This window comes from Bordetella genomosp. 10, from assembly GCF_002261225.1.
Lineage (GTDB): Bacteria > Pseudomonadota > Gammaproteobacteria > Burkholderiales > Burkholderiaceae_B > Bordetella_C.
Window position 1 is genome coordinate 61,985 of record NZ_NEVM01000005.1, and the last position, 24,170, is coordinate 86,154.

Sequence of the window (24,170 nt, forward strand, 5' to 3'; positions counted from 1 at the left end):
GTCAATCAGGGCCATGTCGTTTGAGCGGCATTCTAGGAATAAGAATAGTCGCTCGCAAGCAAAATTTCATGTTGCGGTACGGCATTTCATAATGCGAAACCGCATATTATCGCGATGCGAAATGACCAGCTAAAATGCCGGCAGTCTTTTCGGTACAGCCATGGCCAGCGCCCCCAAGTCGAACATCCCCACGCCGTTCCACGATCACGCCCGCCTGCGCCGGCGCGGCTTGTACTGGCTGACGCCCGTCCTCGTGCTGGTGCTCTATATATGCGTGATGGCGGTCTTCTTCTGGCTCCAGCGCATCCACGACGACAGCGTCATGTTCGTCACCATCGACCAGGAGATGCGCCAGCAGCGCCTGCTGTGGGTGGTGCTGGCGCTGTCCTGCGTGATCGTGATCAGCCTGCTGATGCTCTGGCGCTATACCCGCTTCCGTTCGCACGCCGAGGCCGCCCTGATCGCCGAGACCGGCTTTCGCCGCGCCATGGAGAACTCCATGTCCACCGGCATGCGCGTGCTGGACATGGAAGGCCGCATCTCCTACGTCAACCCGGCCTTCTGCCGGATGATAGGCTGGAACGAAGCCGACCTGATCGGCCGCAGCCCGCCCTTCCCCTACTGGGTGCCGGGACGCCATGAGCAGCACCAGCACACCCTGGACATCCTGACCTCGGGCAAGACGCCCAGCAGCGGCCTGGAGGTGGAGGCGCAGCGGCGCGACGGCTCGCGCTTCACCGCGCGCATGTACGTTTCGCCCCTGCTGGACCCCAGCGGCAACCAGATCGGCTGGATGACCTCCATGACCGACATCACCGAGCCCAAGCGTATCCGCGAGGCCCTGACCGCCGCCCACGAGCGCTTCATGACGGTGCTGGAAGGCCTGGACGACGCCATTTCGGTGACCGCCGACACCCATGACGGCCTGGAGCTGCTGTTCGCGAACCGGACCTACCGCCGCGTCTTCGGCGCCCAGACCGGCGGCCACGACGAATTGCTGGCCGGCCGGCGCGGCCGCTTCACCGACGAATCGGTGGAGGTCTTCTCGCCCTCGGTGCAGCGCTGGTTCGAAGTGCATCACCGCATGCTGGCCTGGACCGACGGCCGCCGCGTGCGCCTGCAGGTGGCGCGCGACATCACCGAGCGCCGCAACCACGAGGAAGCGTCGCGCGTGCAGCAGGAAAAGATCCAGTTGACCAGCCGCCTGACCACCATGGGCGAAATGGCCTCGTCCCTGGCCCACGAACTGAACCAGCCGCTGACGGCCATCGCCAACTACAGCATGGGCGCGGTGGCCCTGGTCAAGGCCGGCCACACCAACCCGCGCATGCTGCTGCCGGCGCTGGAAAAAGCCGCCGCGCAGGCCCAGCGCGCCGGCAAGATCATCAGCCGCATCCGCGAATTCGTGAAGCGCAGCGAGCCGCGGCGCCAGCGCGTGGCCATCGGCGGCATCGTGGAAAACGCCATCGGCTTCGCCGAAATCGACGCCCGCAAACGCCGCATCCGCATCGAAAGCTTCGTGCCGTCGAACGCGCCCGAAGTGCTGGCCGACCCCATCCTCATCGAGCAGGTGCTGTTGAACCTGCTGAAGAACGGGCTGGAGGCCATGGAGAACAGCGAATCCGACGAGCTGAAGGTCGCCGTCATTCCGCACGAGCAGCACCTGGAGGTCGCCGTGGTCGACCGCGGCCATGGCCTGGCCGACCCGGAACGCCTGTTCGAACCCTTTTTCAGCACCAAATCCCAGGGCCTGGGGATGGGGTTGAATATCTGCCGTACCATTATCGAATCGCACCACGGCCGCCTTTGGGCCGATCCCAACCCGGCAGGCGGCACCATATTCCGCTTTACCCTGCCCTGCGCCGCGCCACAATCGCAGTCGCAATCTGACCAGTCCGAGGAGCTCCACGCATGAACACCCCAATTCCGTCGAGCACGGTTTACATCGTCGACGACGACGAAGCCGTCCGCGATTCCCTGCGCTGGCTGCTGGAGGCCAATGGCTATCGCGTGCGCGCCTACCCCAGCGCCGAGAATTTCCTGGAAGACTACGACCCCAACCTGGTCGGCGTGCTGATCGCCGACGTGCGCATGCCCGGCATGAGCGGCCTGGAACTGCAGGAACAGCTCATCGCCCGCCAGGCGCCGCTGCCCATCGTCTTCATCACCGGCCACGGCGACGTGCCGATGGCCGTGACCACGATGAAGAAAGGCGCCATCGACTTCCTGGAAAAACCCTTCAACGAATCGGACCTGCGCGAAATCGTCGCGCGCATGCTGGAACAGGCGACGCAGCGCGTGTCCAAGTTCCAGGCGCAGCGCGACCATGAAGCCATGCTGGCGCGCCTGACCGCGCGCGAACAGCAGGTCCTGGAGCGCATCGTCGCCGGCCGCCTGAACAAGCAGATCGCCGACGACCTGGGCATCAGCATCAAGACCGTGGAAGCGCATCGCGCGAACATCATGGAAAAACTGGAAGTCACGACCGTGGCCGACCTGATGAAGGTGGCCCTGGCGAAACCCGAGGCGCACGCATGACGGCACGTATCATCGACGGCGCGGCGCTGTCGCAGAAAATCCGCGAGGAAGTCGCGCAGCGCGTGGCGAAACTGGCCGCGACCGGCGTGCGTCCGGGCCTGGCGGTGGTGCTGGTGGGCGACGATCCCGCCTCCCAGGTCTACGTGCGCAACAAGGTGGCGGCCTGCGAGAAGGCCGGCCTGCACTCCGTCAAGGAACAGTACCCGGCCAGCATGAGCGAGGCCGAACTGCTGCAACGCATCGAAGTCCTCAACGGCGACCCGACCATCCACGGCATCCTGGTGCAATTGCCGCTGCCGCCGCACATGGACAGCCACAAGGTGATCGAGGCGATCGCCGCGGAAAAGGACGTGGACGGCTTCCACATCAGCAACGCCGGCCTGCTGATGACCGGCCAGCCGCTGTTCCGCCCCTGCACGCCCTACGGCGTGATGAAGATGCTGGAAGCGGAAAACGTGCCCCTGCGCGGCGCCGAAGCGGTGATCGTGGGCGCCAGCAATATCGTCGGCAAGCCCATGGCCATGCTGCTGCTGGCCGCCGGCGCCACCGTGACGCTGTGCAATTCGAAGACGCGCGACCTGGGCGCGCAGACCCGCCGCGCCGACGTGCTGGTGGTGGCCACCGGCAAGGCGGGCATCGTCAAGGGCGACATGATCAAGCCGGGCGCGGTGGTGATCGACGTGGGCATCAACCGCGGCGCCGACGGCAAGCTGTGCGGCGACGTGGATTTCGCCTCGGCGCGCGAAGTGGCCGGCGCCATCACGCCGGTGCCCGGCGGCGTCGGCCCGATGACCATCGCCATGCTGCTGGTGAACACGGTCGAAGCCGCCGAACGGCTGGGGTAGAAGGCCGCCCGCGCCCGCGGCGGGGCCGGCATCGGCGGTGTTTCCACCACCCGGTCCGGCCTTGCAGGAATGGCGGCCGCCCCCATTTGAAGTACACATTCGTTTTCCCGGAATCCGTCATGAGCAGCAATCCCCTCCTCGCCCCCGTGCAAGACCTGGTCGACTACGCGGCCATCCAACCGGCGCACGTGGTGCCGGCGGTGGACGAACTGCTGACGGTGGCGCGCGCCGCCGTCGAAAAGGCCGCCGATCCCGCGCTGCCGGCGACCTGGGAAGCGGTGGTCGAGCCGCTGGATTCCGCCTCCGAGCGCCTGTGGCGCGCCTGGTCGGTGGCGGGACACCTGAACGCCGTGGTCAACACGCCCGCGCTGCGCGAGGCCTATAACGCCGCCCTGCCCAAGGTCACCGAGTTCTCGACCTGGGTCGGCCTGCACGAGGGCTTGTACAAGCAATACCAGCGCCTGCGCGCCGCGCCGGATTTCGACGGCTGGAGCCCCGTGCGGCGCCGCATCGTCGACCTGGCCCTGCGCGACTTCCGCCTGGGCGGCGTCGAGCTGCAAGGCGAGGCGCGCGAACGCTATGCCGAAATTTCCGACCGCGAGGCCCAGGTCTCGCAGAAATTCTCCGAGAACGTCCTCGACGCCATCGACGCCTGGTCGCTGCTGATCGAGGACGAAAGCCGTCTGGCGGGCATCCCCGCCGACGTCCTGGACGCCGCGCGCGAAGCGGCCCAGGCCGACGGCCAGGCCGGCTGGAAGCTGACGCTGAAAATGCCCTGCTACCTGCCCGTCATGCAGTACGCGCGCGACCGCGCGCTGCGCGAGACGCTGTACCGCGCCTACGGCACGGTCGCGTCCGAACAGGGCGACGCCCGCTACGACAACTCGCCGCTGATCGAGGAGCTGCTGAACCTGCGCGCCGAGGAAGCCCGCCTGCTCGGGTACGGCAATTTCGCCGAACTGCGCCTGCAGACCCGCATGGCGCGCAGCGCGGCCCAGGTGGCGGAATTCCTGCGCGACCTCGCCGGCCGCGCCCGTCCCTACGCGCAGCGTGACTTGGCCCAGGTGCGCGAATTCGCCGCCCGCGAACTGGGCCTGACGGACCTGCAGCCCTGGGACCTGCCCTATGCCTCCGAACGCCTGCGCGAGACGCGCTACGCCTATTCGGAAGACGAGATCAAGCAGTACTTCACCGAACCGCGCGTGCTGGCCGGCCTGTTCGACGTCATCCAGACCCTGTTCAACGTGCGCCTGCGCGAAACGCCGGTGTCGGCCTGGCATGCGGACGCGCGCGGCGTGCGCGTGGAACGGCCCGACGGCGCGCTGGTCGGCTATCTGTATCTGGACCTCTATGCCCGCGCCGGCAAGCAAGGCGGCGCCTGGGTCGACAGCGAGCGCAGCCGCCGCGTGGCCGCGGGCAGCCTGCAGACGCCGGTCGTCTACCTAACCTGCAATTTCTCGCGCCCGGCCGGCGCCAAGGACGGCAAGGGCGGCAAGGCCGCGCTGCTGACGCACGACGACGTCATCACCCTCTTCCACGAAACCGGCCACGCCCTGCACGCGCTGCTGTCGGAAGTGGACGAGCCCGGCGCCGCCGCGTTCGCCAGCGTGGAATGGGACGCCATCGAGCTGCCGTCGCAGTTCATGGAGAACTTCTGCTGGGAATGGCCGGTGGTGCAGCAACTGTCCGCGCACGTCGAGACCGGCGAACCGCTGCCGCGCGCGCTGTTCGACAAGCTGCTGGCGGCGCGCAATTACCAGAGCGGCATGCAGACGGTGCGCCAGATCGAATTCGCGCTGTTCGACATGCTGCTGCACGACAAGGCGCAGGGCGCGCCCATCGCCGACGTGCTGGCGCTGCTGCAAACGGTGCGCGACGAGGTCGCGGTGTTCTCGCCGCCCTCCTGGCACCGCATGCCGCACAGCTTCTCGCACCTGTTCGCGGGCGGCTACGGCGCCGGCTACTACAGCTACAAGTGGGCGGAAGTGCTGTCGGCCGATGCCTACGAGGCCTTCGAGGAGGCGGCGCGCGCGACCGGCCAGGGCACGCTGGACGCCGCCACGGGCGACCGCTTCCGCCGCGAGATCCTCGCGGTCGGCGGCGGGCGGCCCGCGGCCGAGTCCTTCAAGGCTTTCCGCGGCCGCGAGCCGCGCATCGATGCCCTGCTGCGCCACAGCGGCATGGCGACGGCGCAGGCGGCCTGAGATGGCGGCGCGCCGTCGGCCGGGGTTGATGGGGGCGGCGGGCCGCCTGCTGCCGGGCGTGTCGCTGACGGGCGCGCTGCTGACCGGCGCGCCGGCGCTGGCGGCGCAGCAGGCGCAGATGGCGCAGGCACAGGCAACGCAGGGGGCGCAGATGCAGGCGCAGGCGCAGCCCGCGCGGGTCGTCTACGACATCGCCGGCCACCTGCCCGACCTGCGTTTTTCGCTGTCGGGCGCGCAAGGCAAGACCGTCACCGACGCCGACGTGCGGGGGCGCACGGTGCTGCTGTTCTTCGGCTACGCCAACTGCCCCGACGTCTGCCCCACCACCATGGCCCAGTTGACCGACGTGCTGGGCCAGTTGGGCGAGGACGCGGCCAAGGTGGAGATCCTGTTCGTCAGCGTCGACCCGCATCGCGATACCCCCGATCGTTTGCAAGCGTATGTGAACGCCTTCAATCATTCGACCATCGGCCTGACCGGCACCGACAGCCAGATCGCCGACCTCGCGCGCCGCTACCGCGTCTCCTACCAGATCGAGAAGCCGCGTCCCGGCGCCGACCCCACGGTCTACAACGTCGCCCACAGCCGCGGCGTGTTCGTCTTCGACGCCCAGGGCCGCGCGCGCCTGCTGCTCGCCGACAGCGCCGACACCGCGCAGATCGTGCAGGGCCTGAAGCCGCTGCTCAAATAGAATAGAGGGGCGCGACGATGCACGCCCCCCTTTCCCCGGATTCGATTTATTACAACCGCCGGGCATGACCCGTGCTTATGATCGCGCTGTTTTACCCCCCGCCAACACGCATACACACCAGGAGCACGGCATGGACATCATCATCATGATCATTGTGGGTTTCATCGTCGGCTTGATCGCCCGCGCGATCATGCCCGGAGACCAGCCCATGGGCATCATCCTGACCACCATACTCGGCATCGTCGGCTCCATCGTGGCCGGCTTCCTCGGCCGCACCCTGGGCTGGTACGCCCCGGGCCAGCCCGTCGGCTGGATCGCCTCGGTGGTCGGCGCCATCATCGTGCTTTTCATCGTCGGCCTGGTCCGGCGCCGCGCCTGAAGTCCGGCATAGGGGAGCCCACCCCCTACCGCGCTACGCGCGGCCCCCTCAAGGGGGCGACACCGGCGGACCGGGGAACCCGGCTCCGCGGTGTCTTCGATGGGCTTTGCTTCTTTTTTGGCGCCGGGCCTCCAGGGGAGGCCCACCCCGCACCCGCTTCGCGGGTGCATTTCACTTTCAGCTAGCCTCGCCGGCGCGGCCGGCGATGAGCGCCCGCAGCCACGCATGCCCCGGGTCCCGATGGCTGCGCTCGTGCCAGAACATGGCCATTTCATAGCCTTGCACCGCCACCGGCGGCGCCACCACCCGTAGCCCGGCCGCCGCCCGCAGCAGGCGCTCCGGCAGCATCGCCACCAGGTCCGTGCGCGCCAGCACCGCCGTCACGAAAAGGAAATGCGGCACCGACAAGGCGACGCGGCGCTGCAAGCCCATCTCCGCCAGCACGCGATCCGTGACGCCGTGGAAACCGCCGCCGTCGGGCGAGACGACCACGTGCTCCAGGGCGCAGAACTGCTTGAGGCCCAGCCGCCGCCGCAAGCCGGGATGCCCCGCCCGCCCGGCCAGGACGTAGCGTTCGCGAAACAGGAACCGCCGGTGCAGATGCGCCGGGGTCTCCGCCTCATCCCAAATGTGGAATCCGAGATCGATGTCCCCCTTCTCCATCTGGGCCGCCAGCCGCGGCGGCGCGAGCTCCAGCACGGCCAGGCGGCAACGCGGCGCCGCCGCATACAGGTCCGCCAGGAGCGGCAGCAGGACCGTGGTCTCGCTGTAGTCCGTGGCGGCGATGCGCCAGCTCGCCGCGGCCTGGGCGGGATCGAAGGCTTCGGGCGGCGCGATGGTGCCCGCCAGCACCCGCAGGGCTTCGCGCAAGGGTTCGCGCAGCGCCAGGGCCCGCGCCGTCGGCCGCATGCCGCGCGGCCCGGGCAGCAGCAAGGGATCGTCGAAGATTTCCCGCAGCTTGGCCAGTTGCACGCTGACGGTGGGCTGCGCCAGGAACAGGCGCTGCGCCGCCCGCGTGACGTTCAACTCCGCCAGCAAGGCGTCCAGCGTGACCAGCAGGTTCAGGTCGATGCGCCTGAGATTGTCCATGGCAATACCTGGAATTTCAGAAATTCATTTCCAATATAGCGTGGAAATTCCTAAGCTGGACGCATCTTCAACCTTCACTGGAAATGCGCCATGAACATCCTGCTTGTCTACGCCCACCCCGAACCCCGCTCCCTCACGGGCGCCCTGAAGGACTTCGCCGTCCAACACCTGCGGGGACGCGAACATGCCGTCCAGGTGTCGGACCTGTATGCGATGGGATGGAAGGCGGCGCTGGACGGCGCCGACCGCCTGGACCGCGACCCGGCCGCGCGCTTCGACGCCTCGCTCGATTCCCAATATGCCTATGCGCACGGCACGCAAAGCGCCGACATCGCCGCCGAGCAGGACAAGCTGCGCTGGGCCGACGCCGTGCTCTTTCATTTCCCGCTCTGGTGGTTTTCCATGCCGGCCATCATGAAGGGCTGGTTCGAACGGGTCTATGCCTACGGGTTCGGCTACGGGGTCGGCGAGCATTCCGACAAGCGCTGGGGGGACCGCTACGGCGAAGGCATGCTGGCCGGCAAGCGCGCCATGCTGGTGGTGACGACGGGCGGCTGGACGCCGCACTACGGGCCGCGCGGCATCAACGGCCCGCTGGGCGATCTGCTCTTTCCCATCCACCACGGCATGCTGTTCTATCCGGGTTTCGACGTGCTGCCGCCCTTCGCCGTCCATCGGACGGGCCGCATGGACGATGCGCGCTACGCGGAAACGACGGCCGCGCTCGCGCAGCGCCTGGACACGCTGTGGACGCAGGCGCCCATTCCCTTCCGCCGCCAGAATGCCGGCGATTACCTGATCCCGGAACTGACGCTGCGGCCGGAGCTGGCGCCGGGGGTGGTCGGGTATGCCGCCCACCTCGCCGACGACCCCGCCTAGGCGAGGCGCGCGCCGGATCAGGCCGCGGCCGCCAGCGGGGCCCGCGCCTCGCGCAGCTTGGCCGAGGCGTCGCGCAGGGCGGTGCGCAGGCCCTCTTCCACCACCGGATGGTAGAAGGGCATTTCCAGCATGGCGTCCACGGTCAGTTGCTGCTGCAAGGCCCAGGCCAGCAGGTGGGCCATGTGCTCGACGCCGGGGCCGGCCATTTCGGCGCCCAGGAAGCGGCCGCTGGCGCGGTCGGCGTAGACGTGCAGCCGGCCCTTGTTCTTCAGCATGACGCGCGAACGCCCCTGGTTGCCGAAGTCCACCTCGCCGCTGACGAAGCAGCCTTCCTGCAGGCGGCCGTAGGGCGTGCCGACCACGCCGATCTGCGGGTCCGAGAACACCACCGCCATCGGCGCGCGGCGCTGCCCGGGCGCGACCCGCGGGTAGCCGGCCGCGTTCTCGCCGGCGATGCGGCCTTCGTCGGCGGCTTCGTGCAGCAAGGGCACGTCGCCGTTCGCATCGCCCGCGATGAAGATGGACGAGGCGCCGGCCTGCATCGTGTGGCGGTCGAACGCCGGCACGCCGGCCGCGTTCAGCTTGAGCGAGGTGTTCTTCAGGTCCAGGCCGCCCAGGTTGGGACGGCGGCCGGTCGCCACCAGCGCATAGTCGAAGGTCTCGGTGCGCTCGCTGTTGTCCAGCGCCACGTAGCGGATCTTCACCGCATCGCCGTCGCGCGCCATGTCCAGCACGCGCGCATCGGGATCCAGGTAGAACTCCTCCTGGAAGGCCTTGCGGGCGCTGTCGCGCACCGCCGGATCCGACAGGCCGCCGAGGCTGCCGCTGACGCCGAACACACGCACCCGCACGCCCAGGCGGGCCAGGGCCTGGCCCAGCTCCAGGCCGATGACGCCGGGGCCGAACACGGCCACGCTGCGCGGCAGGTCGTCCCAGTGGAAGACGTCGTCGTTGACGACCACGCGGTCGCCCAGGGCCTTGAACGGCGGCGGCACGGCGGGCGCCGAGCCGGTGGCGATCACCACGCTGGCCGCTTGGACCTCCGTATGGTCGTCCACGCGCAGCACGGTGTCGGAGACGAAGCGCGCATAGCCGAGCAGCTTGTCCTGCGCCGGGATGCTTTCCACGCCTTCCACGACGAAACCGACGAAGCGGTCGCGTTCGCGGCGCACGCGGGCCATGACCTCGCGGCCGTCGACGCGCACCTTGCCGTCGACATGCACGCCGAACGGCGCGCCATGGGCGGCGGCGTGGGCGGCCTCGGCGGCGGCGATCAGCAACTTGGACGGCATGCAGCCCACGCGGGCGCAGGTGGTGCCGTATTGGCCGCCTTCGATAAGCAGCGCGCGCTTGCCGGCGGCGACGGCCGCGCGGTAGGCGGCCAATCCGGCGGTGCCGGCGCCGATCACGGCGACATCGGTGTGCAAGGTCTTCATGGTTATCCTTTTGGCGTTTTAGCGTGGGGGCGCCCGGCGGCCGGCCACGGCGCGCACGGTGCGCACCGGCACGACACGTTGAGGGCCGTGGCGGGCACGCCGGCCGCGACGCGGAACAGCGTCAGTCTTGGCGGGAGAGCGTATGAACCGAGGCCCGGGGCCGCGCTGGGGCGCCCGCGAGGTCCGGTCGTGGATCCGCGCGGGCGCCGCAGGCCTGGCCTGGGCCTGGGAGCCGCGATCAGGCGGCGATGGCGAAGTGCGTCTTCAGCTTGTCCAGGCCGCCGATCAGGGCGCCGTTGATGAACACCTGCGGGGCGGTGCCCGCGCCCGACACGGCGCCGATCACGCGACCGCGCACCTTGTTGTCCAGCGGGATGTCGACGAAGTTGTAGCCCTTGTCCTTCAGGATGGTCTTGGCTTCGACGCAGAAGGGGCAGCCCACCTTGGAGAACACCACGACCTGGTCCGGCTTGGCGGCCGTGGGCGCCAGGTAGTTCAGCATCGTGTCGGCGTCCGAGACCTCGAAGGGGTCGCCGTCCTTTTCGGGTTCGATGAACATCTTCTCGATCACGCCGTCGCGCACCAGCATGGAATAGCGCCAGCTACGCTTGCCGAAGCCGAGGTTGCGCTTGTCGACCAGCATGCCCATGCCTTCGGTGAAATCGCCGTTGCCGTCGGGCAGCAGGCTGATGTTCGACGCTTCCTGGTCCTTGGCCCATTCGTTCATCACGAAGGTGTCGTTGACCGACAGGCAGACGATGCTATCGACGCCGTTGGCGAAGAAGGCCGGCGCCAGTTCGTTGTAGCGCGGCAGGTGGGTGGACGAGCAGGTGGGGGTGAACGCGCCGGGCAGGGAGAACACCACCACCGTCTTGTTCTTGAACACGTCGTCGGTGCTTACCTGCTTCCATTCGTTGCCTTCCCGGATGGGGAAAGTGGCGTTGGGAACGCGTTGGCCTTCACGAGCTTGCAGCATAAGAGGATCTCCAGTCATGGGGGTTTGAAATGTCGGCGTTGACGCCATGACTGAATAATAAACAATAGCTATCTAGTTATCTAATTTAATTAATTTATTTTATTTATAGATTTTGACAATCATAAATGGGAGACCATAGCTTTTACCCGCCGGGGGAGGAAGGAGGTGCCCGGCCGGAGGCCGGGCACCTTATCCGCTTCCCGCCGGATTTTGGGAGCACGGGGTGCATGCAGGACGGGCGCCAACTTGCCGTTGGCTCGAATCCTTCAAGCAGGCGTGGGACTGTAGCCGGCCTCGCGGATAGCGTTTTCGACGATGGTCTTGTCGTCCGTGCCGGTGACGGTGACGCGGTGAGTCGCCACGTCGGCCTGCACGGCGGTGCCGGGAACCGCCGTGGTGACCGCGCCGGTGATGGTCTTGACGCAATGGCCGCACGTCATATCGGGAACCTGGTACTGCAGGACCATGATGTTTCTCCTGTGAAGGTGTTCCGCAAACAAGCCCGGGGACGGGCTCGGGTACGAAACAAGCATAGACCTTCCCATTGTAGGAAGGTCAAGCCATTGCCTTGCGCCCGAACGCCCCGGCCGGCGCCCGGGACAGCGCGGCCCCTTGCAATCAACGGCCCCGGCCTCATGCAAAGCAGTAGACTTGACCTTGCCATCATGGGAAGGATGATACTTGCGTCATCCTTCCTATCCACCCTCCTATCATGAATACCCCCGCCCTCCCCGCCACCGAACTGGATCTCGCCATCGAAGGCATGAGCTGCGCGTCCTGCGTGCGGCGCGTGGAAAAGGCCCTGGCCTCCGTGCCCGGCGTCAGCGAGGCCAGCGTCAACCTGGCCACCGAGCGCGCGCGGGTCGCCTGGCAAGGCGGTCTCGCGGATCCGCTGCTGGCGGCCGTCGCCAAGGCCGGCTACGCCGCGCACGTCATCGAGGACCCCGGCCGCCAGGCCGAGCAGTTGAACGCGCAACGCGAGGCCGAGGCGCTGCGCCTGCAGCGGCGCTTCTGGCTGGCGCTGGCGCTCGCCCTGCCCGTCTTCCTGCTGGAAATGGGCGGCCACGTCTTTCCGCCCCTGCATGACTGGATCCACGTCCACATCGGCATGCAGCGCAGTTGGCTGCTACAGGCGCTGCTGACGACGGTATTGCTGGCCGGTCCGGGCCGCGACTTCTTCCTGCTGGGCCTGCCGGCATTGTGGCGGCGCGCGCCCGACATGAACTCCCTGGTCGCCCTCGGCGCGGGCAGCGCCTGGGGCTATTCCATGGTGGCGACCCTGCTGCCCGGCGCGCTGCCCGCCGGCACCGGCGCCGTCTACTTCGAGGCCGCCGCCGTCATCGTCACCCTCATCCTGCTGGGCCGCATGCTGGAGGCGCGCGCCAAGGGACGCACCGGCGCGGCCATCGCCCGCCTGGCCGCCTTGCAGCCCCGCACCGCGCGCGTGCTGCGGGGCGACGCCGCGACGGACCTGCCCATCGCCGAGGTGCGCGCCGGCGACCGGGTGCTGGTGCGCCCCGGCGAAAAAATCCCGGTGGACGGCGAAGTGGTCGACGGCGGCTCCTACGTCGACGAATCGATGATCACCGGCGAGCCGGTGCCGGTGGAAAAGGCGCGCGGCGCCGCCGTCACCGGCGGCACGCTCAACACGACCGGCGCGCTGACGGTGCGCGTCACCCATACCGGCGCCGACACCGCGCTCGCGCGCATCGCGCAACTGGTCGAACAGGCCCAGGGCGCGCGCCTGCCCATCCAGGCGCTGGTGGACCGCGTGACGTATTACTTCGTGCCCGCCATCCTGCTCGCCGCCCTGCTCGCCTTCGCGGCCTGGCTGGCCTGGGGCCCCGCGCCCTCGCTGCCCCTGGCCCTGGTGCACGCGGTGGCCGTGCTGATCGTGGCCTGCCCCTGCGCCATGGGCCTGGCCACGCCCATGTCCATCATGGTCGGCACGGGGCGCGCGGCCGAACTGGGCGTGCTGTTCCGTCAGGGCACGGCGCTGCAAACCCTGCGCGACGTGGACGTGGTGGCCTTCGACAAGACCGGCACCCTGACGGTCGGCAAGCCCGCGCTGACGGATATGCAGCTTGCCGAAGGGCTTGCGCGCGACGACGTGCTGGCGTGGACGGCCGCGGTGCAGTCCGCGTCCGAGCATCCCATCGCCGTGGCCGTCCTGGCGGCGGCGCGCGAAGCCGGCATCGCGCCGCCCCCCGTGCAGGACTTCGAGGCGCTGACCGGCGCCGGCGTGCGCGGCACGGTGCAGGGACGCAGGCTGGTGCTGGGATCCGCCGCGCTGATGCGCCAGGAAGGCGTGGACATCGCCGCCTTCGGCGCCACCGCCGAGACCTGGGCCAATGCCGGCAAGACCCCCATCCACGTGGCCATCGACGGCCACGCGGCGGCGCTGATGGCGGTCTCCGATCCGGTCAAGCCCGGCGCGGCCGCGGCCGTCGCGGCCCTGCACGCGGCGGGCGTGCGCACCGCGATGATCACCGGCGACGACCGCCGCACCGCGCAGGCGGTGGCGCGGGAGCTGGGCATCGACGAAGTCCATGCGGAGACCTTGCCGGCCGACAAGCAGCGAGTGATCGCGCGCTTGCAGGGGCTGGCTGGCGCGGGTCCGGACGGGACAACCGCGATGACCGCAACGCCCGCAACGATTCCGGGGGCGGCAGCGGCAACGACCTCGGCGGCGGCAACAACGACAGCAACGGCGGCCACGGCAACCCCGGCGGCCACGAGCCAGGCCTCGCCTGAAACCCACGGCAAGCGCCCCGTCGTCGCCTTCGTCGGCGACGGCATCAACGACGCTCCGGCCCTGGCCGCGGCGGACGTCGGCATCGCCATCGGCACCGGCACGGACGTGGCCCTGGACGCCGCCGACGTGGTGCTGATGTCGGGCGACCCGCAAGGCGTGCCGCGCGCGATCGGCGTCAGCCACGCGACCCTGGTGAACATCCGCCAGAACCTTTTCTGGGCCTTCGCCTACAACGTGGCCTTGATCCCGCTGGCCGCGGGCGTGTTGCAGCCGCTGGGCGGCCCCACGCTGTCGCCGATCTTCGCGGCGGCGGCCATGGCCTTGTCCAGCGTCTTCGTGGTGGGCAATGCCCTGAGACTGAAGCGCTACGGCGCCGGAGGGACCCACGCATGAATATCGGACAAGCCGCGGCGGCGACGGGCATCAGCGCGAAGATGATCCGCTACTACGAAAGCATAGGCTTGATCGACGCCGCCGGCCGCACGGAAGCGGGCTATCGCGTCTATACCGACCACGACCTGCACACGCTGCGCTTCATCCGGCGCGCGCGCGACCTGGGCTTCAGCGTCGACGTCATGCGCGATCTGCTGGCCTTGTGGCGCGATCGCGACCGCGCCAGCGCCGACGTCAAACGTATCGCGCTGGCCCACGTGGCCGAGCTGGAGCGCAAGGCGGCGGCGCTGCGCCAGATGGCCGACACCCTGCAGCACCTGGCCGCCCATTGCCATGGCGACCAGCGGCCGGATTGCCCCATCATCGACGAACTGGGCGCCCCCTGACCCATCCCATCGACGCACCGGGCGCGCCCCGGTCGTCATCGGCGATATCGGCGAATCCGGCGCCCTGAGAAAGATCCGAGCGCGGCTCGGATTCTTCGCGCAGACGGCCGGGCCGCCGCTGCCTATGCTCCGCGAACGGGCTATTCCTTACTTCCTGTTCCCGCCCGTTCGCCATCGGTCGCTGACCGATCAAGGAGCTCCATTGAAACGCGCGCACCTGTTCTCCCTTTCCTTCGCCGGCATGCTGGCGCTGGCCGGCGCCAACGCCTGGGCGGCCCCCGACTCGCTGAGCGTGCACGTCCTGGACCAGAACACGGGCCAGCCGGCCGTCGGCGTCCACGTCGACCTGGAACGGAAAATCGACCACCGCTGGCGCGGCCTGGGAACCGGGGTGACGGACCGGGACGGCCGCATCAAGGCGCTTTTCCCGGCCGGCGAGCCCTTCGTCGACGGCGAATACCGCGTCGTCTTCCATACCGGGGACTACCACGGCAAGGCCAAGGCAGCGGCCTTCTTCCCGGAGATCGTCGTCCCCTTCATGGTCGAGGACGCCAATCAGCGCTATCACATCCCCCTGCTGCTGAGCCGCTACGGCTATACCGTCTATCGCGGCCGCTGAAGCGGCGGGCGTGGCGCGCGCAATAGCGCCATCGCGCCGCCGGACCTCGCCATCACGCCACCGGGCCGGTCCATTCCGTGACGAAGTCCCGGAAATCCGGGCGCTGCACGGGAGGCACCGCGCAGCCGGGCGTGCCGATGGCCAGGTAGCCGAGGAAGCGGTAGTCCAGCGGATCGAAACCCAGCGCCAACTGGACTTCTTCCACGTACGTGCCCACGCCCGTGCTCCAGAAGGCGCCGTAGCCCATCATGTGCACGGCGTTCAGGATGTTCATGACCGACGCGCCCGTCGCCAGCATCTGCTCGTGCTCCGGGATCTTGCCGTGGTCTATCTTCTGCGCCACCGCGATGAACAGCGGCACGGCGGCCATCCATTCGCGCACCGACTTCTCCTTTTCGGGCGTCATGCGCGGATCGCCGCTGCGCTTGACCGCGCCCAGGGCCAGGTCCGCCAGCTTGGCGATGTTCTCGCCGCGGATGACGGCGTAGCGCCACGGACGCAGCGAGCCATGGTCCGGCGCCGACATGCCGGCCTGCAGGATCTGGGCCATTTCTTCCGGCGACGGCGCGGGGGCGCGCAGGAACTTGGTCGAACGGCGGGAATTCAGCGCGTGCAAGGGAGTGGAGATCGTTTCAGGGGAGTTCATGCTTCGGAATTTCTCTCGGAATGGATGAATGGGGCGTCGCTGCGAGCCTCCGCGCGCGCGGCGCCGTCCGTGACGACGCCGCGGCGGCCATGCCGCCTCGGATTCAACCCAGGTGGGTATGGCGCTCGGGACGCTCCTCGACCTGCATTTCGGCCAGGCCATGCAGAATGCCGCAGTTCTCGGCGTGCGGCCGGGCCGAAAGACATCGCCGGCGCAACTCCCCCAACTGCGCCTTCAATTGCGTCAGTTCGGCGATGCGCTCGTCGACGTGGGCGATGTGGGCGTCGAAGATATCGTTGATGGGGCCGCAGTCGGCCGCGTGGCTGTCGGCCAGGTGCAGGATGGCGCGGATTTCTTCCTGCGTCATGTCCAGCGCGCGGCAGTTGCGGATGAGGCGCAGCCGGTCGGCGTGCTGCGGCCCGTAGCTGCGGTAGTTGTTGCCGGCCCGCCCGGGCGCGGGTAGCAGGCCTTCCTTCTCGTAATAGCGCACGGTTTCCACCGTGGTGCCGGCGGCCTTGGCCAACTCGCCGATTTTCATGTTCCAGCCTCCGCGAAAGGCGCGTTGCCGGGGCAACGCTTGACCCTATAGTAACCCCAGGGTGTGGAATAAGGCCCATGACTACCAGATTCCCGCCCATCGTCGCCGCCAAAACCAGGGACGGACATGATCCGCACCCGGGACACGCCCATGGACATGGAGCCTGCTGCGGACATGACCATGGAAAGCCGGCCGCCGCCGGGCATGATCCTCACGGACATGGACACCCGGAGCATGCTCATCAGGAGCATGACCATGAGCACGGGCACGGTCATGCCGGCGACCCCGACCATCTCCACGCCTCCGCCCCTGCCGCGCAGGACGACGCCCACGGCCACGCGCACACCTGCTGCGGACACGACCATGGCGCGCGCCATGCGGTGGCGCAGCCGGACGCCGATCTGCGCGCGGCCCCGGGCGAAGCGCTGACGCGGCTGCTGATCGAGCAGATGGATTGCCCCACCGAGGAAACCCTCATCCGCCGCAAGCTCGGCGCGATGCCCCAGGTCAGGCAGCTTCATTTCAACCTGATGCAGCGCGTGCTGACGGTGGTGCACGCCAGCGAGGCCCTGGCGGCCGTGCAAGCCGCCATCAAGGACCTGGGCATGGCGTCCTCGGTGCTGGAAGGCGGGGCCGAGCCGGCGCCCGCCGCGGCGCCCACGCGCTGGCGCGGCCTGATCGCCGGCGGCGTGCTGGCCGCCCTGGCCGAAGCCGTGCATTTCGCCGGCAACCCCATGCTGGGACCGATCCCGGTCGCCGCCCTGCTGGCGCTGCTGGCCGTGCTGGCGTGCGGCCTGGGCACCTATCGCAAGGGCTGGATCGCCGTGCGCAACGGCAACCTGAACATCAATGCCCTGATGAGCATCGCCGTGACCGGCGCGGCCGCCATCGGCCAGTGGCCGGAAGCCGCGATGGTCATGTTCCTGTTCAACGTCGCGGAATTGATCGAAGCCCGCTCGCTGGACCGCGCGCGCAACGCCGTGCGCGGCCTGCTGGACCTGGCGCCCGCCCATGCCACGGTGCGCCAGCCCGACGGCAATTGGAGCACCGTGCCGGCCGCCAGCCTGAAAGTGGACGACGTGGTCCGCGTGCGGCCCGGCGAACGCATCGCCGCCGACGGCGTGCTCGTGGCCGGCGCCTCTGCCGTCGACCAGTCGCCCATCACCGGGGAAAGCCTGCCCGCCGAAAAAACCGTGGGCGACCCTGTCTACGCGGCCACGGTGAATACCCATGGCGCCTTCGAGTACCGCGTCAGCGCCGCCGCCGCGGACAGCACGCTGGCGCGCATCATCCACGCCGTCGAGCAGGCCCAGGGCGCGCGCGCGCCCACCCAGCGCTTCATCGACCGCTTCGCCCGCGTCTACACGCCGGCCGTGGTGATACTCGCCCTGCTGGTGGCCTGCGTGCCGCCCCTGGCGCTGGGCCAGCCCTGGCCGACCGCCATCTACCGCGCGCTGACCCTGCTGATCATCGCCTGCCCGTGCGCGCTGGTGATCTCGACGCCGGTCAGCGTGGTCAGCGGGCTGACGGCCGCGGCGCGGCGCGGCATCCTGATCAAGGGCGGCGCCTACCTGGAAAACGGCCGACGCCTGCGCTGGCTGGCGCTGGACAAGACCGGCACCCTCACCCATGGCCGTCCGGTCCTGACGGATCTGCTGCCGCTGGAAGGGACGACGGAGGCCGCCGCGCGCCGCCTGGCCGCCAGCCTGGCGGCGCGCTCGGATCACCCCGTCTCCCTGGCCATCGCCGCCGGCGCCGCGCAAGCCGTGGGCGCGCTGGCCGAGGTCGAGGACTTCGCCGCCCTGCCCGGCCGCGGCACGCGCGGCCGCATCGACGGGGTCGGCTACCACCTGGGCAATGCCCGCCTGATGCGCGAGCTGGGCTTCGAAACGCCCGCGCTGGCGCAGGCGCTGGACGCGCTGCAGAGCCAGGGCAAGACGGCGGTGGTATTGGCCGGCCCGCAAGGGGCCCTGGCCATCGCCGCCGTGGCCGACACGGTCAAGCCGGCCAGCCGCCAGGCCATCGCCGACCTGCATGCCTTGAACATCCACACGCTGATGCTCAGCGGCGACAACCAGGCCACCGTGCGCGCCATCGCCGATGAAGTGGGCATCGACGCGGCGCATGGCGAGCAGTTGCCCGAGCACAAGCTGCGGGCGCTGGAAGCACGCGCCGGCGAAGGCCTGGTCGGCATGGTGGGCGACGGCATCAACGACGCCCCGGCGCTGGCGCGCGCCGACATCGGTTTCGCCATGGGCGCGGCCGGCGCCGGCACCGCCATCGAGACCGCCGACGTCGCGCTGATGGACGACGACCTGCGCAAGATCGGCGAATTCCTGCGCCTGTCGCGCGCCACGCACCGCGTGCTGGTGCAGAACATCGTGCTGGCGCTGGGCATCAAGGCGGTCTTCCTGGCGCTGACCCTGGCCGGCGCCGCGACGTTGTGGATGGCGGTCTTCGCCGACGTCGGCGCCAGCCTGCTGGTGGTGGCCAACGGCCTGCGGCTGCTGCGCACGGGCGACGGCCGGCTGGCGCGCGGCGAGGCGGCCGGCCCTGTCGACGAACTCAGGACCGCCGGGGCCTGAGCGGGGGTAGCCGGGGGGATTCCCCCCAGCCGCGCTTAGTTAGGGCCCGCTTCTTCGCGCCTCTGCGGGCGCCTGGCGCGCCAGGTAGACCTCGTGCAAGGTGATCTTGCGCACCTCCGCCTGGCTGGACGCGATATGGGCGGAGAGCAGGCGGCACGCCTCGTCCGCCCGTTGCGCCAGCACGGCGCGCAGGATGCGGGCATGTTCGTCGTAAGTGGCTTCCACGCGCGGACGCTGGGTGAAATCCAGGCGGCGGATGATGCGGATGCGTTCGGTGACTTCGCGGTGCACGCGCGTCATTTCGTCGTTGCCGGCGGCGCGGACCAGCGTGCAATGGAAGGCCTCGTCCCACAACCCTACCTGCGCCATGTCCCGGCAACGCGCCTCGGCCGCCACCAGCCAGATGTCGGCCAGGCCGTCCAGCGCGCCGCGGTCGATGCGCGGGGATCCCGAACACAGGCGGCGCACCGCCTCGGACTCCAGCACCATGCGCAGGTCGTATAGCTGCTCGAACTGCTTGAAGTCGAAGGGCAAGACCCGCCAGCCGGCGCGGAACAGGACTTCGACGAAGCCTTCCTGCTGCAAGCGGAACAAGGCCTGGCGCACGGGGGTGCGCGATACCCCCAGGCGCTCGCTGATCTCGCTTTCGGTGAAACGGTCGCCCGGCACCAGGCGAAAATCCGCGATGTCCCGCTTGAGCAAGGCGTAGACGTCGGCCGCGCGGCTGGAACGCGGCGCGGCGGATGCGGCTGGCGCAACGGCCGCGGATGGCCCGTCCGTGGCGGCGTTGCGCGTCCTCATGCCGCGCACGGCCTTACAACGCCGCCTGGCGCGGGCCGGCGACGCCGGACCGTTCCAGAACGCGGGCGGCGCGCAATGCCAGATCCTCCCGCCAAGGCGCGGTAATGATCTGCACGCCCAGGGGCAGGCCCTGCGTGCCCTCCGGCCACAAGGGCGCCGCCACCACCGGGCAGCCCGCGAAGGAAATGGGTTGCGTCAGCAGGCCCATCGCCGCGCGGGCCGGCTGCGTGGCGCCGCTCAAGTCCAGCCACTCGGTGCCGATCGGCAAGGCCGGCACCGGCGTCGCGGGCGCCAGCAGCACGTCCCACCGGCTGAACAAGGCCAGCACCCGTTCCCGGTACACGCGGCGGAAGCGATGCGCGCGGGCCAGCCAATGCGCCGGCTGTAGCGCGCCGGCGATGAAGCGGTCCACGGACAAGGGCTCGAAATCGTCGGCGCGCCGCCGCAGGTCCTCCAGGTGCAGGCTGCCGCCTTCGCTGGCCGTGATGATGAAAGCCGCGACCCGCGCCAGGCCCGCGTCCGGCCACTCGACCATGGCCTGCGCGCCCAGGGCCTTGCCCGCCATGCGCACCGCGCTACGCGCGGCATCGGTGGCGTTGTCCTCGAAATACCCGTCCAGCAGCGCCACCTTCAGCCCGTCCACGCCCTCCTCCAGCACAGGCGCGACGGGCTGGACGGCGCGCGCGTGGCAGCCGGGGTCCTGCGCATCGGCGCATTGCAGCGCGTCGTAGACACGGGCCAGCAAGGCCGCCGAGTCGGCGAAAGGTCCCAGATGATCGATGCTGTGGACGAAAGGATAGGTCCCGCGCCGCGACAGCCGGCCGAAGGTCGGTTTCAAGCCCCACACGCCGCACAGCGACGCCGGCACGCGGATCGAGCCGTTGGTGTCCGAGCCCAGCGTCACCGGCACTTCCCCGGCCGCCACGGCGGCGCCGGAACCGCCCGACGAACCGCCGGCGATGCGCCGCGTGTCGTGCGGATTGCGCACGGGGCCGTAGTGCGTGTTCTCGGTGGTGAAGCCGTAGGCGTACTCGTCCATGTTCAGCGCGCCCACCAGCACGGCGCCCGCTTCGCGCAGGCGCTGCACCAGCACCGCGTCGGCGGCGGCCGGCGCGTGATCGCGGTTGATCGTGGAGCCGGCGACGGTGATCTCGCCTTCGATGTCGTAGAGGTTCTTGACCGCGTAAGGCAGGCCCGCCAGCGGCGGCAGCGTCTCGCCGGCCGCGCGGCGCGCGTCGATGGCGTCGGCCTCGCGGCGCGCGCGGGCCAGCGTGCGCAGGGTGAAGGCGTTGACGCGTTCGTCCACGGCCTCGATGCGCGCGATGCACTGTTCCAGCCAATCGCGGGCGCGCAGCTCCCCGCGCGCGACGGCCGCCAGCCGCGCCAGCGTCTCGCCGCCGGCCGGCAAGCCGGCTGCGTCCGCGCCAGGCTGGGATAGGGTCGAATTGCTCATGCCTCGACCTCCGGAAAAGGCGCCGAGCAGAACAAAGCCACGGGCTCGTCCTCCACGCCCAGGGGCACGGCGTCCAGCAGCGCCGCCATGGCCTGGGTGCGGCCCAGGTGGGCGGCCACGCGCAGCGCGCGGGCGTCGTCCAGCGGCAGGTCCAGCAAGGCCGCGCTGGCTTTCACGTAGTCCAGGATACGGGGGTCTTCGGTCATTGCATTCCTCCTTGTTTCCCGAGAGCGGCGCCGTGCTCAGCGCCGCACCTCGCGCTGGAATATCTCCAGGCTCGATTTCTTGGCGGCCACGAAACTGGCTTGGGACAGCGTCTCCACGGTGCGCGGCCGCGCGTCCGTGTATTCGAGGATCTCCGCGACCTTGGTGGGCCGCTTGGTCAGCAGCAGGATCTGGTCGGCCAGGTAGACCGCCTCTTCCAGATCGTGCGACACCAGCAGCATGGTGGTGCCGGTCTGCATGAAGACTTCCTGCAGTTTCTCACGGATGAACAGCGTCATCTCGAAATCCAGCGCGGAGAACGGCTCGTCCAGGAACAGCACCTCCGGCCGCGGCGCCAGGGCGCGCATGATGGACGCCGTCTGCTGCTGCCCGCCGGACAGTTCGTACGGATAACGGTTCAGGTCGAACTTGACGTCGAACGACGCCACCAGTTCCTCCATGCGGCGGTCCACCTCGGCCTTGCTCTTGCCTTCCAGCAGCAAGGGATAGGCGATGTTGTCTATCGTCCGCATCCAGGGGAACAGCGCCTCGCGGTAGTTCTGGAACACATAGCCGATGCGGGTGTCCTTCAGCGACTTGCCGTCGAACAGGATCTCGCCGCTGTCGATGGGAATGAGCCCGGCGATCATGTTGATCAAGGTGCTCTTGCCGCAACCGTTGGGCCCGAATACCGAGACGATCTTGTTCTTCGGGATATCGAGGTCGAAGTTCTCGTACAGCGGCCAGCCGGCGAAGTACTTGGTCAGCCCGCGGATGGTGATGTGGGTCCCCACCGGGCCGGGCTGGAAGCGCGGCTTGGGGACGTCGGCGAACGCCGGGGGATTCAGGACGCTACTCATGGCTTACCTTCCGCTCCAGTGGACGACGCGGCGTTCCAGCACCAGGAACACGATGTTCAACACATAGCCCAGCGCGCCGGCCGCCAGGATGGCCGCATACATGGTCTTGACGTTCAGCACCTGCTGGGCGTCGATGATGGCGTGCCCCAGGCCGTTTTCCGACCCGATGAACATCTCCGCCACGATGACGATGACCAGCGCCATCGACACCGCCGAGCGCAGCCCGACGAAGCTGGGCTGCAGGCTTTCCCACAGCAGCACGTCCTTGAAGATGCGCCAGCGCGAAGCGCCCATCACCCGGGCCGCCATGACCCGCTGCTTGCGCGCGTTGATCACCCCGTAGGCGCTGTTGAAGACGACGATCAGCAAGGCGCCGAAGGCCGCGATGGCCACCTTGTTGATGTCGCTGACGCCGAAGATGAGCAGGAACAGGGGAATCAGCGCGGACGACGGCGTGGAGCGGAAGAAGTCGATCAGGAACTCGACGCTGCGGTACGCCTTCTCGTTGCTGCCCAGCAGGACGCCCAGGGGCATGCCGATGACGGCGGCGATGACGAAGGCTTCCAGCGTCCGCGCCACCGTGACCGCGAAGTCCGTCAGCAGCGGGCCGCCGGCCAGGCCGGTGACCAGGGCCACCAGCGTGTCGGCCGGACTGGGCAGCAGGATCGCCTTGATGAGGCCGGCCCGGACCACCAGGTCCCAGATGATGAACAGCACGACCGGCCCGACGAAAGGCAGCAGGCGGTCGCGCAACGGCGGTTTCGGCGCCGCCGCGTCGCTGGAGGCGGGCGGCGCCCAGCCCGCCGGAGCGCCCGCCGCGGGGACGGGGGTAGAAGCCTTGGACATGGTTCAAGCCTTGTAAAGCAGTTTCGTGACGTCGACTTTCCGCGAGAAGATGCCCTTCTCGGTGAACAGGTCGTAGAACTTCTGGAAGTAGGCCACGTCGCTGGGCTTGAACTCGTCGTAGGTCATGTAGGCCGCCAGCGGCACTTCCTTGGTCAGCGGGCCCTCGATGGCCGTGTAGCCCTTCATGTACTGGCGCGCGTCGTCGGGATGCTCGCGCACCAACTGGATGCCGCGCTTGTAGGCCGCGATGTACTTCGCCGTGGCCTCGGGGTACTTCTTGATGAAGTCGGTGGTCAGGCTGGCCGCCCCGCCATGCCACGGCGCCTGCGGATCGCCCAGGATGTAGTGCGCCACCACCCCCGCCTCCAGCACGCGCGTGGTGCCGTTCAGGCGGCCCACCGTGCCGGTCGGCTCCAGCGTATAGACGCCGTCGACCTGGCCGGCCGCGATGGCCGCCACGTGCTGGCCGATGGGCAGTTCGATCACCGTGGCGCCAGCGGCGCCGGCGCGCTCCAGCATGGTCTTGGCCAGCGTCACGTTCTGGATGCCGGGGCCGCAGCCTATCTTCTTGCCCTTGAGATCGGCGGCCGTCTTGTAGGCGCTGTCCTTGGCCACCAGGAATTCTTCCAGGACGTTCGTGGCGTTGCTGGGGTTGGTGCAGAAAATCTTGAACATGCCCGGCTGGGCGATTTCGCCGATGGCCAGGTTGGCGGCGCCCACGCCATTGGCGCTGCCGTCGCAACGGCCGGCCAGCATGCCTTCCATGACCTGCTGGGCGCCGGCGAACTTCTGCGCCTCGACGTCCAGGCCGGCGTCCTTGAAATAGCCCTTTTCCACCGCCGCGAAGAACGGCAGCGCCGCCGCCACCGGCCAGAAGCCGATGCGGATCTTCGGCGCGGATTGCGCGCGCGCGAAGCGCGGGGCGGCCACCGCGCCCAGGACGGCGGCGCCGGTCAACAGCGTGCGGCGGCGGCCGGCATCGGGCAATGCGGCGGTCTTGATGATGGGCTTGGTCATGATCGACTCCAATAATCGGGATTAACGGTC

24 protein-coding genes are annotated in these 24,170 nt (G+C 69.1%); 12 read left to right on the top strand and 12 right to left on the bottom strand.

The features are described from left to right. Window positions 1-160: 160 nt before the first annotated feature. The 6 genes from CAL29_RS16585 to CAL29_RS16610 all read left to right on the top strand — a co-directional run bounded on the left by CAL29_RS16585 (window position 161) and on the right by CAL29_RS16610 (window position 6,657). Window positions 161-1,915: a PAS domain-containing sensor histidine kinase gene (locus CAL29_RS16585; RefSeq protein WP_094854199.1), complete on the top strand. Its 1,755-nt coding sequence runs from the start codon at window positions 161-163 to the stop codon at window positions 1,913-1,915. Then, complete coding sequence (locus tag CAL29_RS16590; RefSeq protein ID WP_094854200.1) at window positions 1,912-2,538, top strand: response regulator transcription factor; 627 nt, start codon at window positions 1,912-1,914, stop codon at window positions 2,536-2,538. Before CAL29_RS16585 ends, CAL29_RS16590 begins: the two co-directional genes overlap by 4 nt. Then, window positions 2,535-3,383, top strand: a complete 849-nt coding sequence (gene folD / locus CAL29_RS16595; RefSeq protein WP_094854201.1) for a bifunctional methylenetetrahydrofolate dehydrogenase/methenyltetrahydrofolate cyclohydrolase FolD — start codon at window positions 2,535-2,537, stop codon at window positions 3,381-3,383. The genes CAL29_RS16590 and folD overlap by 4 nt, the downstream gene beginning before the upstream one ends. 119 nt (window positions 3,384-3,502) lie before the next feature. Further along, window positions 3,503-5,587: a M3 family metallopeptidase gene (locus CAL29_RS16600; RefSeq protein WP_094854202.1), complete on the top strand. Its 2,085-nt coding sequence runs from the start codon at window positions 3,503-3,505 to the stop codon at window positions 5,585-5,587. Window positions 5,588-5,738: 151 nt separating this feature from the next. Next, window positions 5,739-6,278: an SCO family protein gene (locus CAL29_RS16605; protein ID WP_256977845.1), complete on the top strand. Its 540-nt coding sequence runs from the start codon at window positions 5,739-5,741 to the stop codon at window positions 6,276-6,278. 130 nt (window positions 6,279-6,408) lie between these two features. After that, entirely contained in the window at window positions 6,409-6,657 is a 249-nt protein-coding gene (locus tag CAL29_RS16610) for a GlsB/YeaQ/YmgE family stress response membrane protein (RefSeq protein ID WP_094854203.1), read from the top strand. A gap of 177 nt (window positions 6,658-6,834) precedes the next feature. Here CAL29_RS16610 and CAL29_RS16615 read toward each other — a convergent pair whose 3' ends face one another. Beyond that, a complete protein-coding gene (locus CAL29_RS16615) occupies window positions 6,835-7,746 on the bottom strand; it encodes a LysR family transcriptional regulator (RefSeq protein WP_094854204.1) in 912 nt (303 codons plus the stop codon). Between the two features lie 90 nt (window positions 7,747-7,836). Between CAL29_RS16615 and CAL29_RS16620 the strand changes: the two genes are divergently transcribed. Next, complete coding sequence (locus CAL29_RS16620) at window positions 7,837-8,625, top strand: NAD(P)H-dependent oxidoreductase (protein WP_094854205.1); 789 nt, start codon at window positions 7,837-7,839, stop codon at window positions 8,623-8,625. Between the two features lie 17 nt (window positions 8,626-8,642). Here the strand turns inward: CAL29_RS16620 and CAL29_RS16625 are convergent, their stop codons facing one another. From CAL29_RS16625 to CAL29_RS16635, 3 genes are all read right to left on the bottom strand, one after another. Further along, the gene (locus CAL29_RS16625) at window positions 8,643-10,061 is read right to left on the bottom strand and encodes a dihydrolipoyl dehydrogenase (protein WP_094854206.1); all 1,419 of its coding nucleotides are present in this window, start codon (window positions 10,059-10,061) and stop codon (window positions 8,643-8,645) included. Between the two features lie 238 nt (window positions 10,062-10,299). Further along, window positions 10,300-11,037 carry a glutathione peroxidase gene (locus CAL29_RS16630; protein ID WP_094854207.1) on the bottom strand — a complete coding sequence of 246 codons (738 nt, stop codon included), beginning with the start codon at window positions 11,035-11,037 and terminating at the stop codon, window positions 10,300-10,302. 266 nt (window positions 11,038-11,303) lie between these two features. After that, complete coding sequence (locus CAL29_RS16635) at window positions 11,304-11,504, bottom strand: heavy-metal-associated domain-containing protein (RefSeq protein ID WP_094854208.1); 201 nt, start codon at window positions 11,502-11,504, stop codon at window positions 11,304-11,306. Between the two features lie 245 nt (window positions 11,505-11,749). Here CAL29_RS16635 and CAL29_RS16640 point away from each other — a divergent pair, with 245 nt between their 5' ends. The 3 genes from CAL29_RS16640 to uraH all read left to right on the top strand — a co-directional run bounded on the left by CAL29_RS16640 (window position 11,750) and on the right by uraH (window position 15,190). Continuing rightward, window positions 11,750-14,185 (top strand): heavy metal translocating P-type ATPase, encoded by a 2,436-nt coding sequence (locus CAL29_RS16640; RefSeq protein WP_094854209.1) that lies wholly within the window; start codon window positions 11,750-11,752, stop codon window positions 14,183-14,185. Then, window positions 14,182-14,571, top strand: coding sequence for a Cu(I)-responsive transcriptional regulator (gene cueR / locus CAL29_RS16645; protein WP_094854210.1), 390 nt, complete (start codon window positions 14,182-14,184; stop codon window positions 14,569-14,571). Before CAL29_RS16640 ends, cueR begins: the two co-directional genes overlap by 4 nt. Window positions 14,572-14,773: 202 nt before the next feature. Next, complete coding sequence (uraH, locus tag CAL29_RS16650) at window positions 14,774-15,190, top strand: hydroxyisourate hydrolase (RefSeq protein ID WP_256977525.1); 417 nt, start codon at window positions 14,774-14,776, stop codon at window positions 15,188-15,190. 52 nt (window positions 15,191-15,242) lie between these two features. On the opposite strand, the gene CAL29_RS16655 is transcribed toward uraH, so the two are convergent. Both CAL29_RS16655 and cadR read right to left on the bottom strand, forming a co-directional pair. Continuing rightward, window positions 15,243-15,836 (bottom strand): nitroreductase family protein, encoded by a 594-nt coding sequence (locus CAL29_RS16655; protein ID WP_094854211.1) that lies wholly within the window; start codon window positions 15,834-15,836, stop codon window positions 15,243-15,245. A 103-nt stretch (window positions 15,837-15,939) separates the two neighbouring features. After that, window positions 15,940-16,374: a Cd(II)/Pb(II)-responsive transcriptional regulator gene (cadR, locus tag CAL29_RS16660; RefSeq protein ID WP_094854212.1), complete on the bottom strand. Its 435-nt coding sequence runs from the start codon at window positions 16,372-16,374 to the stop codon at window positions 15,940-15,942. 126 nt (window positions 16,375-16,500) lie between these two features. Here cadR and CAL29_RS32030 point away from each other — a divergent pair, with 126 nt between their 5' ends. Both CAL29_RS32030 and CAL29_RS16665 read left to right on the top strand, forming a co-directional pair. Then, window positions 16,501-16,803, top strand: a complete 303-nt coding sequence (locus CAL29_RS32030) for a hypothetical protein (RefSeq protein WP_256977526.1) — start codon at window positions 16,501-16,503, stop codon at window positions 16,801-16,803. Beyond that, window positions 16,755-18,959, top strand: a complete 2,205-nt coding sequence (locus CAL29_RS16665) for a heavy metal translocating P-type ATPase (RefSeq protein WP_256977527.1) — start codon at window positions 16,755-16,757, stop codon at window positions 18,957-18,959. Before CAL29_RS32030 ends, CAL29_RS16665 begins: the two co-directional genes overlap by 49 nt. A 39-nt stretch (window positions 18,960-18,998) precedes the next feature. Here the strand turns inward: CAL29_RS16665 and CAL29_RS16670 are convergent, their stop codons facing one another. The 6 genes from CAL29_RS16670 to CAL29_RS16695 are packed head-to-tail and all read right to left on the bottom strand — an operon-like array spanning window position 18,999 to window position 24,140. Further along, complete coding sequence (locus tag CAL29_RS16670; RefSeq protein WP_094854214.1) at window positions 18,999-19,760, bottom strand: GntR family transcriptional regulator; 762 nt, start codon at window positions 19,758-19,760, stop codon at window positions 18,999-19,001. Window positions 19,761-19,773: 13 nt separating this feature from the next. Next, on the bottom strand, window positions 19,774-21,213 hold the full coding sequence (locus CAL29_RS16675; protein ID WP_094854215.1) for an AtzE family amidohydrolase: 1,440 nt from the start codon (window positions 21,211-21,213) through the stop codon (window positions 19,774-19,776). After that, window positions 21,210-21,419 (bottom strand): DUF4089 domain-containing protein, encoded by a 210-nt coding sequence (locus CAL29_RS16680; protein WP_094854216.1) that lies wholly within the window; start codon window positions 21,417-21,419, stop codon window positions 21,210-21,212. The genes CAL29_RS16675 and CAL29_RS16680 overlap by 4 nt, the downstream gene beginning before the upstream one ends. A gap of 36 nt (window positions 21,420-21,455) precedes the next feature. Further along, window positions 21,456-22,277: an ABC transporter ATP-binding protein gene (locus CAL29_RS16685; protein ID WP_094854217.1), complete on the bottom strand. Its 822-nt coding sequence runs from the start codon at window positions 22,275-22,277 to the stop codon at window positions 21,456-21,458. Between the two features lie 3 nt (window positions 22,278-22,280). Beyond that, the gene (locus CAL29_RS16690; RefSeq protein WP_094854218.1) at window positions 22,281-23,123 is read right to left on the bottom strand and encodes an ABC transporter permease; all 843 of its coding nucleotides are present in this window, start codon (window positions 23,121-23,123) and stop codon (window positions 22,281-22,283) included. A gap of 3 nt (window positions 23,124-23,126) precedes the next feature. Then, on the bottom strand, window positions 23,127-24,140 hold the full coding sequence (locus CAL29_RS16695; RefSeq protein WP_094854219.1) for an ABC transporter substrate-binding protein: 1,014 nt from the start codon (window positions 24,138-24,140) through the stop codon (window positions 23,127-23,129). Between the last annotated feature and the right edge of the window lie 30 nt (window positions 24,141-24,170).

Excerpts from the sequence above, each read along its gene's own strand:
- CAL29_RS16585 (WP_094854199.1), top strand. The coding sequence starts at position 161 with ATGGCCAGCGCCCCCAAGTCGAACATCCCCACGCCGTTCCACGATCAC.
- CAL29_RS16590 (WP_094854200.1), top strand. The coding sequence starts at position 1,912 with ATGAACACCCCAATTCCGTCGAGCACGGTTTACATCGTCGACGACGAC.
- folD (WP_094854201.1), top strand. The coding sequence starts at position 2,535 with ATGACGGCACGTATCATCGACGGCGCGGCGCTGTCGCAGAAAATCCGC.
- CAL29_RS16600 (WP_094854202.1), top strand. The coding sequence starts at position 3,503 with ATGAGCAGCAATCCCCTCCTCGCCCCCGTGCAAGACCTGGTCGACTAC.
- CAL29_RS16605 (WP_256977845.1), top strand. The coding sequence starts at position 5,739 with ATGCAGGCGCAGGCGCAGCCCGCGCGGGTCGTCTACGACATCGCCGGC.
- CAL29_RS16610 (WP_094854203.1), top strand. The coding sequence starts at position 6,409 with ATGGACATCATCATCATGATCATTGTGGGTTTCATCGTCGGCTTGATC.
- CAL29_RS16615 (WP_094854204.1), bottom strand. The coding sequence starts at position 7,746 with ATGGACAATCTCAGGCGCATCGACCTGAACCTGCTGGTCACGCTGGAC.
- CAL29_RS16620 (WP_094854205.1), top strand. The coding sequence starts at position 7,837 with ATGAACATCCTGCTTGTCTACGCCCACCCCGAACCCCGCTCCCTCACG.
- CAL29_RS16625 (WP_094854206.1), bottom strand. The coding sequence starts at position 10,061 with ATGAAGACCTTGCACACCGATGTCGCCGTGATCGGCGCCGGCACCGCC.
- CAL29_RS16630 (WP_094854207.1), bottom strand. The coding sequence starts at position 11,037 with ATGCTGCAAGCTCGTGAAGGCCAACGCGTTCCCAACGCCACTTTCCCC.
- CAL29_RS16635 (WP_094854208.1), bottom strand. The coding sequence starts at position 11,504 with ATGGTCCTGCAGTACCAGGTTCCCGATATGACGTGCGGCCATTGCGTC.
- CAL29_RS16640 (WP_094854209.1), top strand. The coding sequence starts at position 11,750 with ATGAATACCCCCGCCCTCCCCGCCACCGAACTGGATCTCGCCATCGAA.
- cueR (WP_094854210.1), top strand. The coding sequence starts at position 14,182 with ATGAATATCGGACAAGCCGCGGCGGCGACGGGCATCAGCGCGAAGATG.
- CAL29_RS16655 (WP_094854211.1), bottom strand. The coding sequence starts at position 15,836 with ATGAACTCCCCTGAAACGATCTCCACTCCCTTGCACGCGCTGAATTCC.
- cadR (WP_094854212.1), bottom strand. The coding sequence starts at position 16,374 with ATGAAAATCGGCGAGTTGGCCAAGGCCGCCGGCACCACGGTGGAAACC.
- CAL29_RS32030 (WP_256977526.1), top strand. The coding sequence starts at position 16,501 with ATGATCCGCACCCGGGACACGCCCATGGACATGGAGCCTGCTGCGGAC.
- CAL29_RS16670 (WP_094854214.1), bottom strand. The coding sequence starts at position 19,760 with ATGAGGACGCGCAACGCCGCCACGGACGGGCCATCCGCGGCCGTTGCG.
- CAL29_RS16675 (WP_094854215.1), bottom strand. The coding sequence starts at position 21,213 with ATGAGCAATTCGACCCTATCCCAGCCTGGCGCGGACGCAGCCGGCTTG.
- CAL29_RS16680 (WP_094854216.1), bottom strand. The coding sequence starts at position 21,419 with ATGACCGAAGACCCCCGTATCCTGGACTACGTGAAAGCCAGCGCGGCC.
- CAL29_RS16685 (WP_094854217.1), bottom strand. The coding sequence starts at position 22,277 with ATGAGTAGCGTCCTGAATCCCCCGGCGTTCGCCGACGTCCCCAAGCCG.
- CAL29_RS16690 (WP_094854218.1), bottom strand. The coding sequence starts at position 23,123 with ATGTCCAAGGCTTCTACCCCCGTCCCCGCGGCGGGCGCTCCGGCGGGC.
- CAL29_RS16695 (WP_094854219.1), bottom strand. The coding sequence starts at position 24,140 with ATGACCAAGCCCATCATCAAGACCGCCGCATTGCCCGATGCCGGCCGC.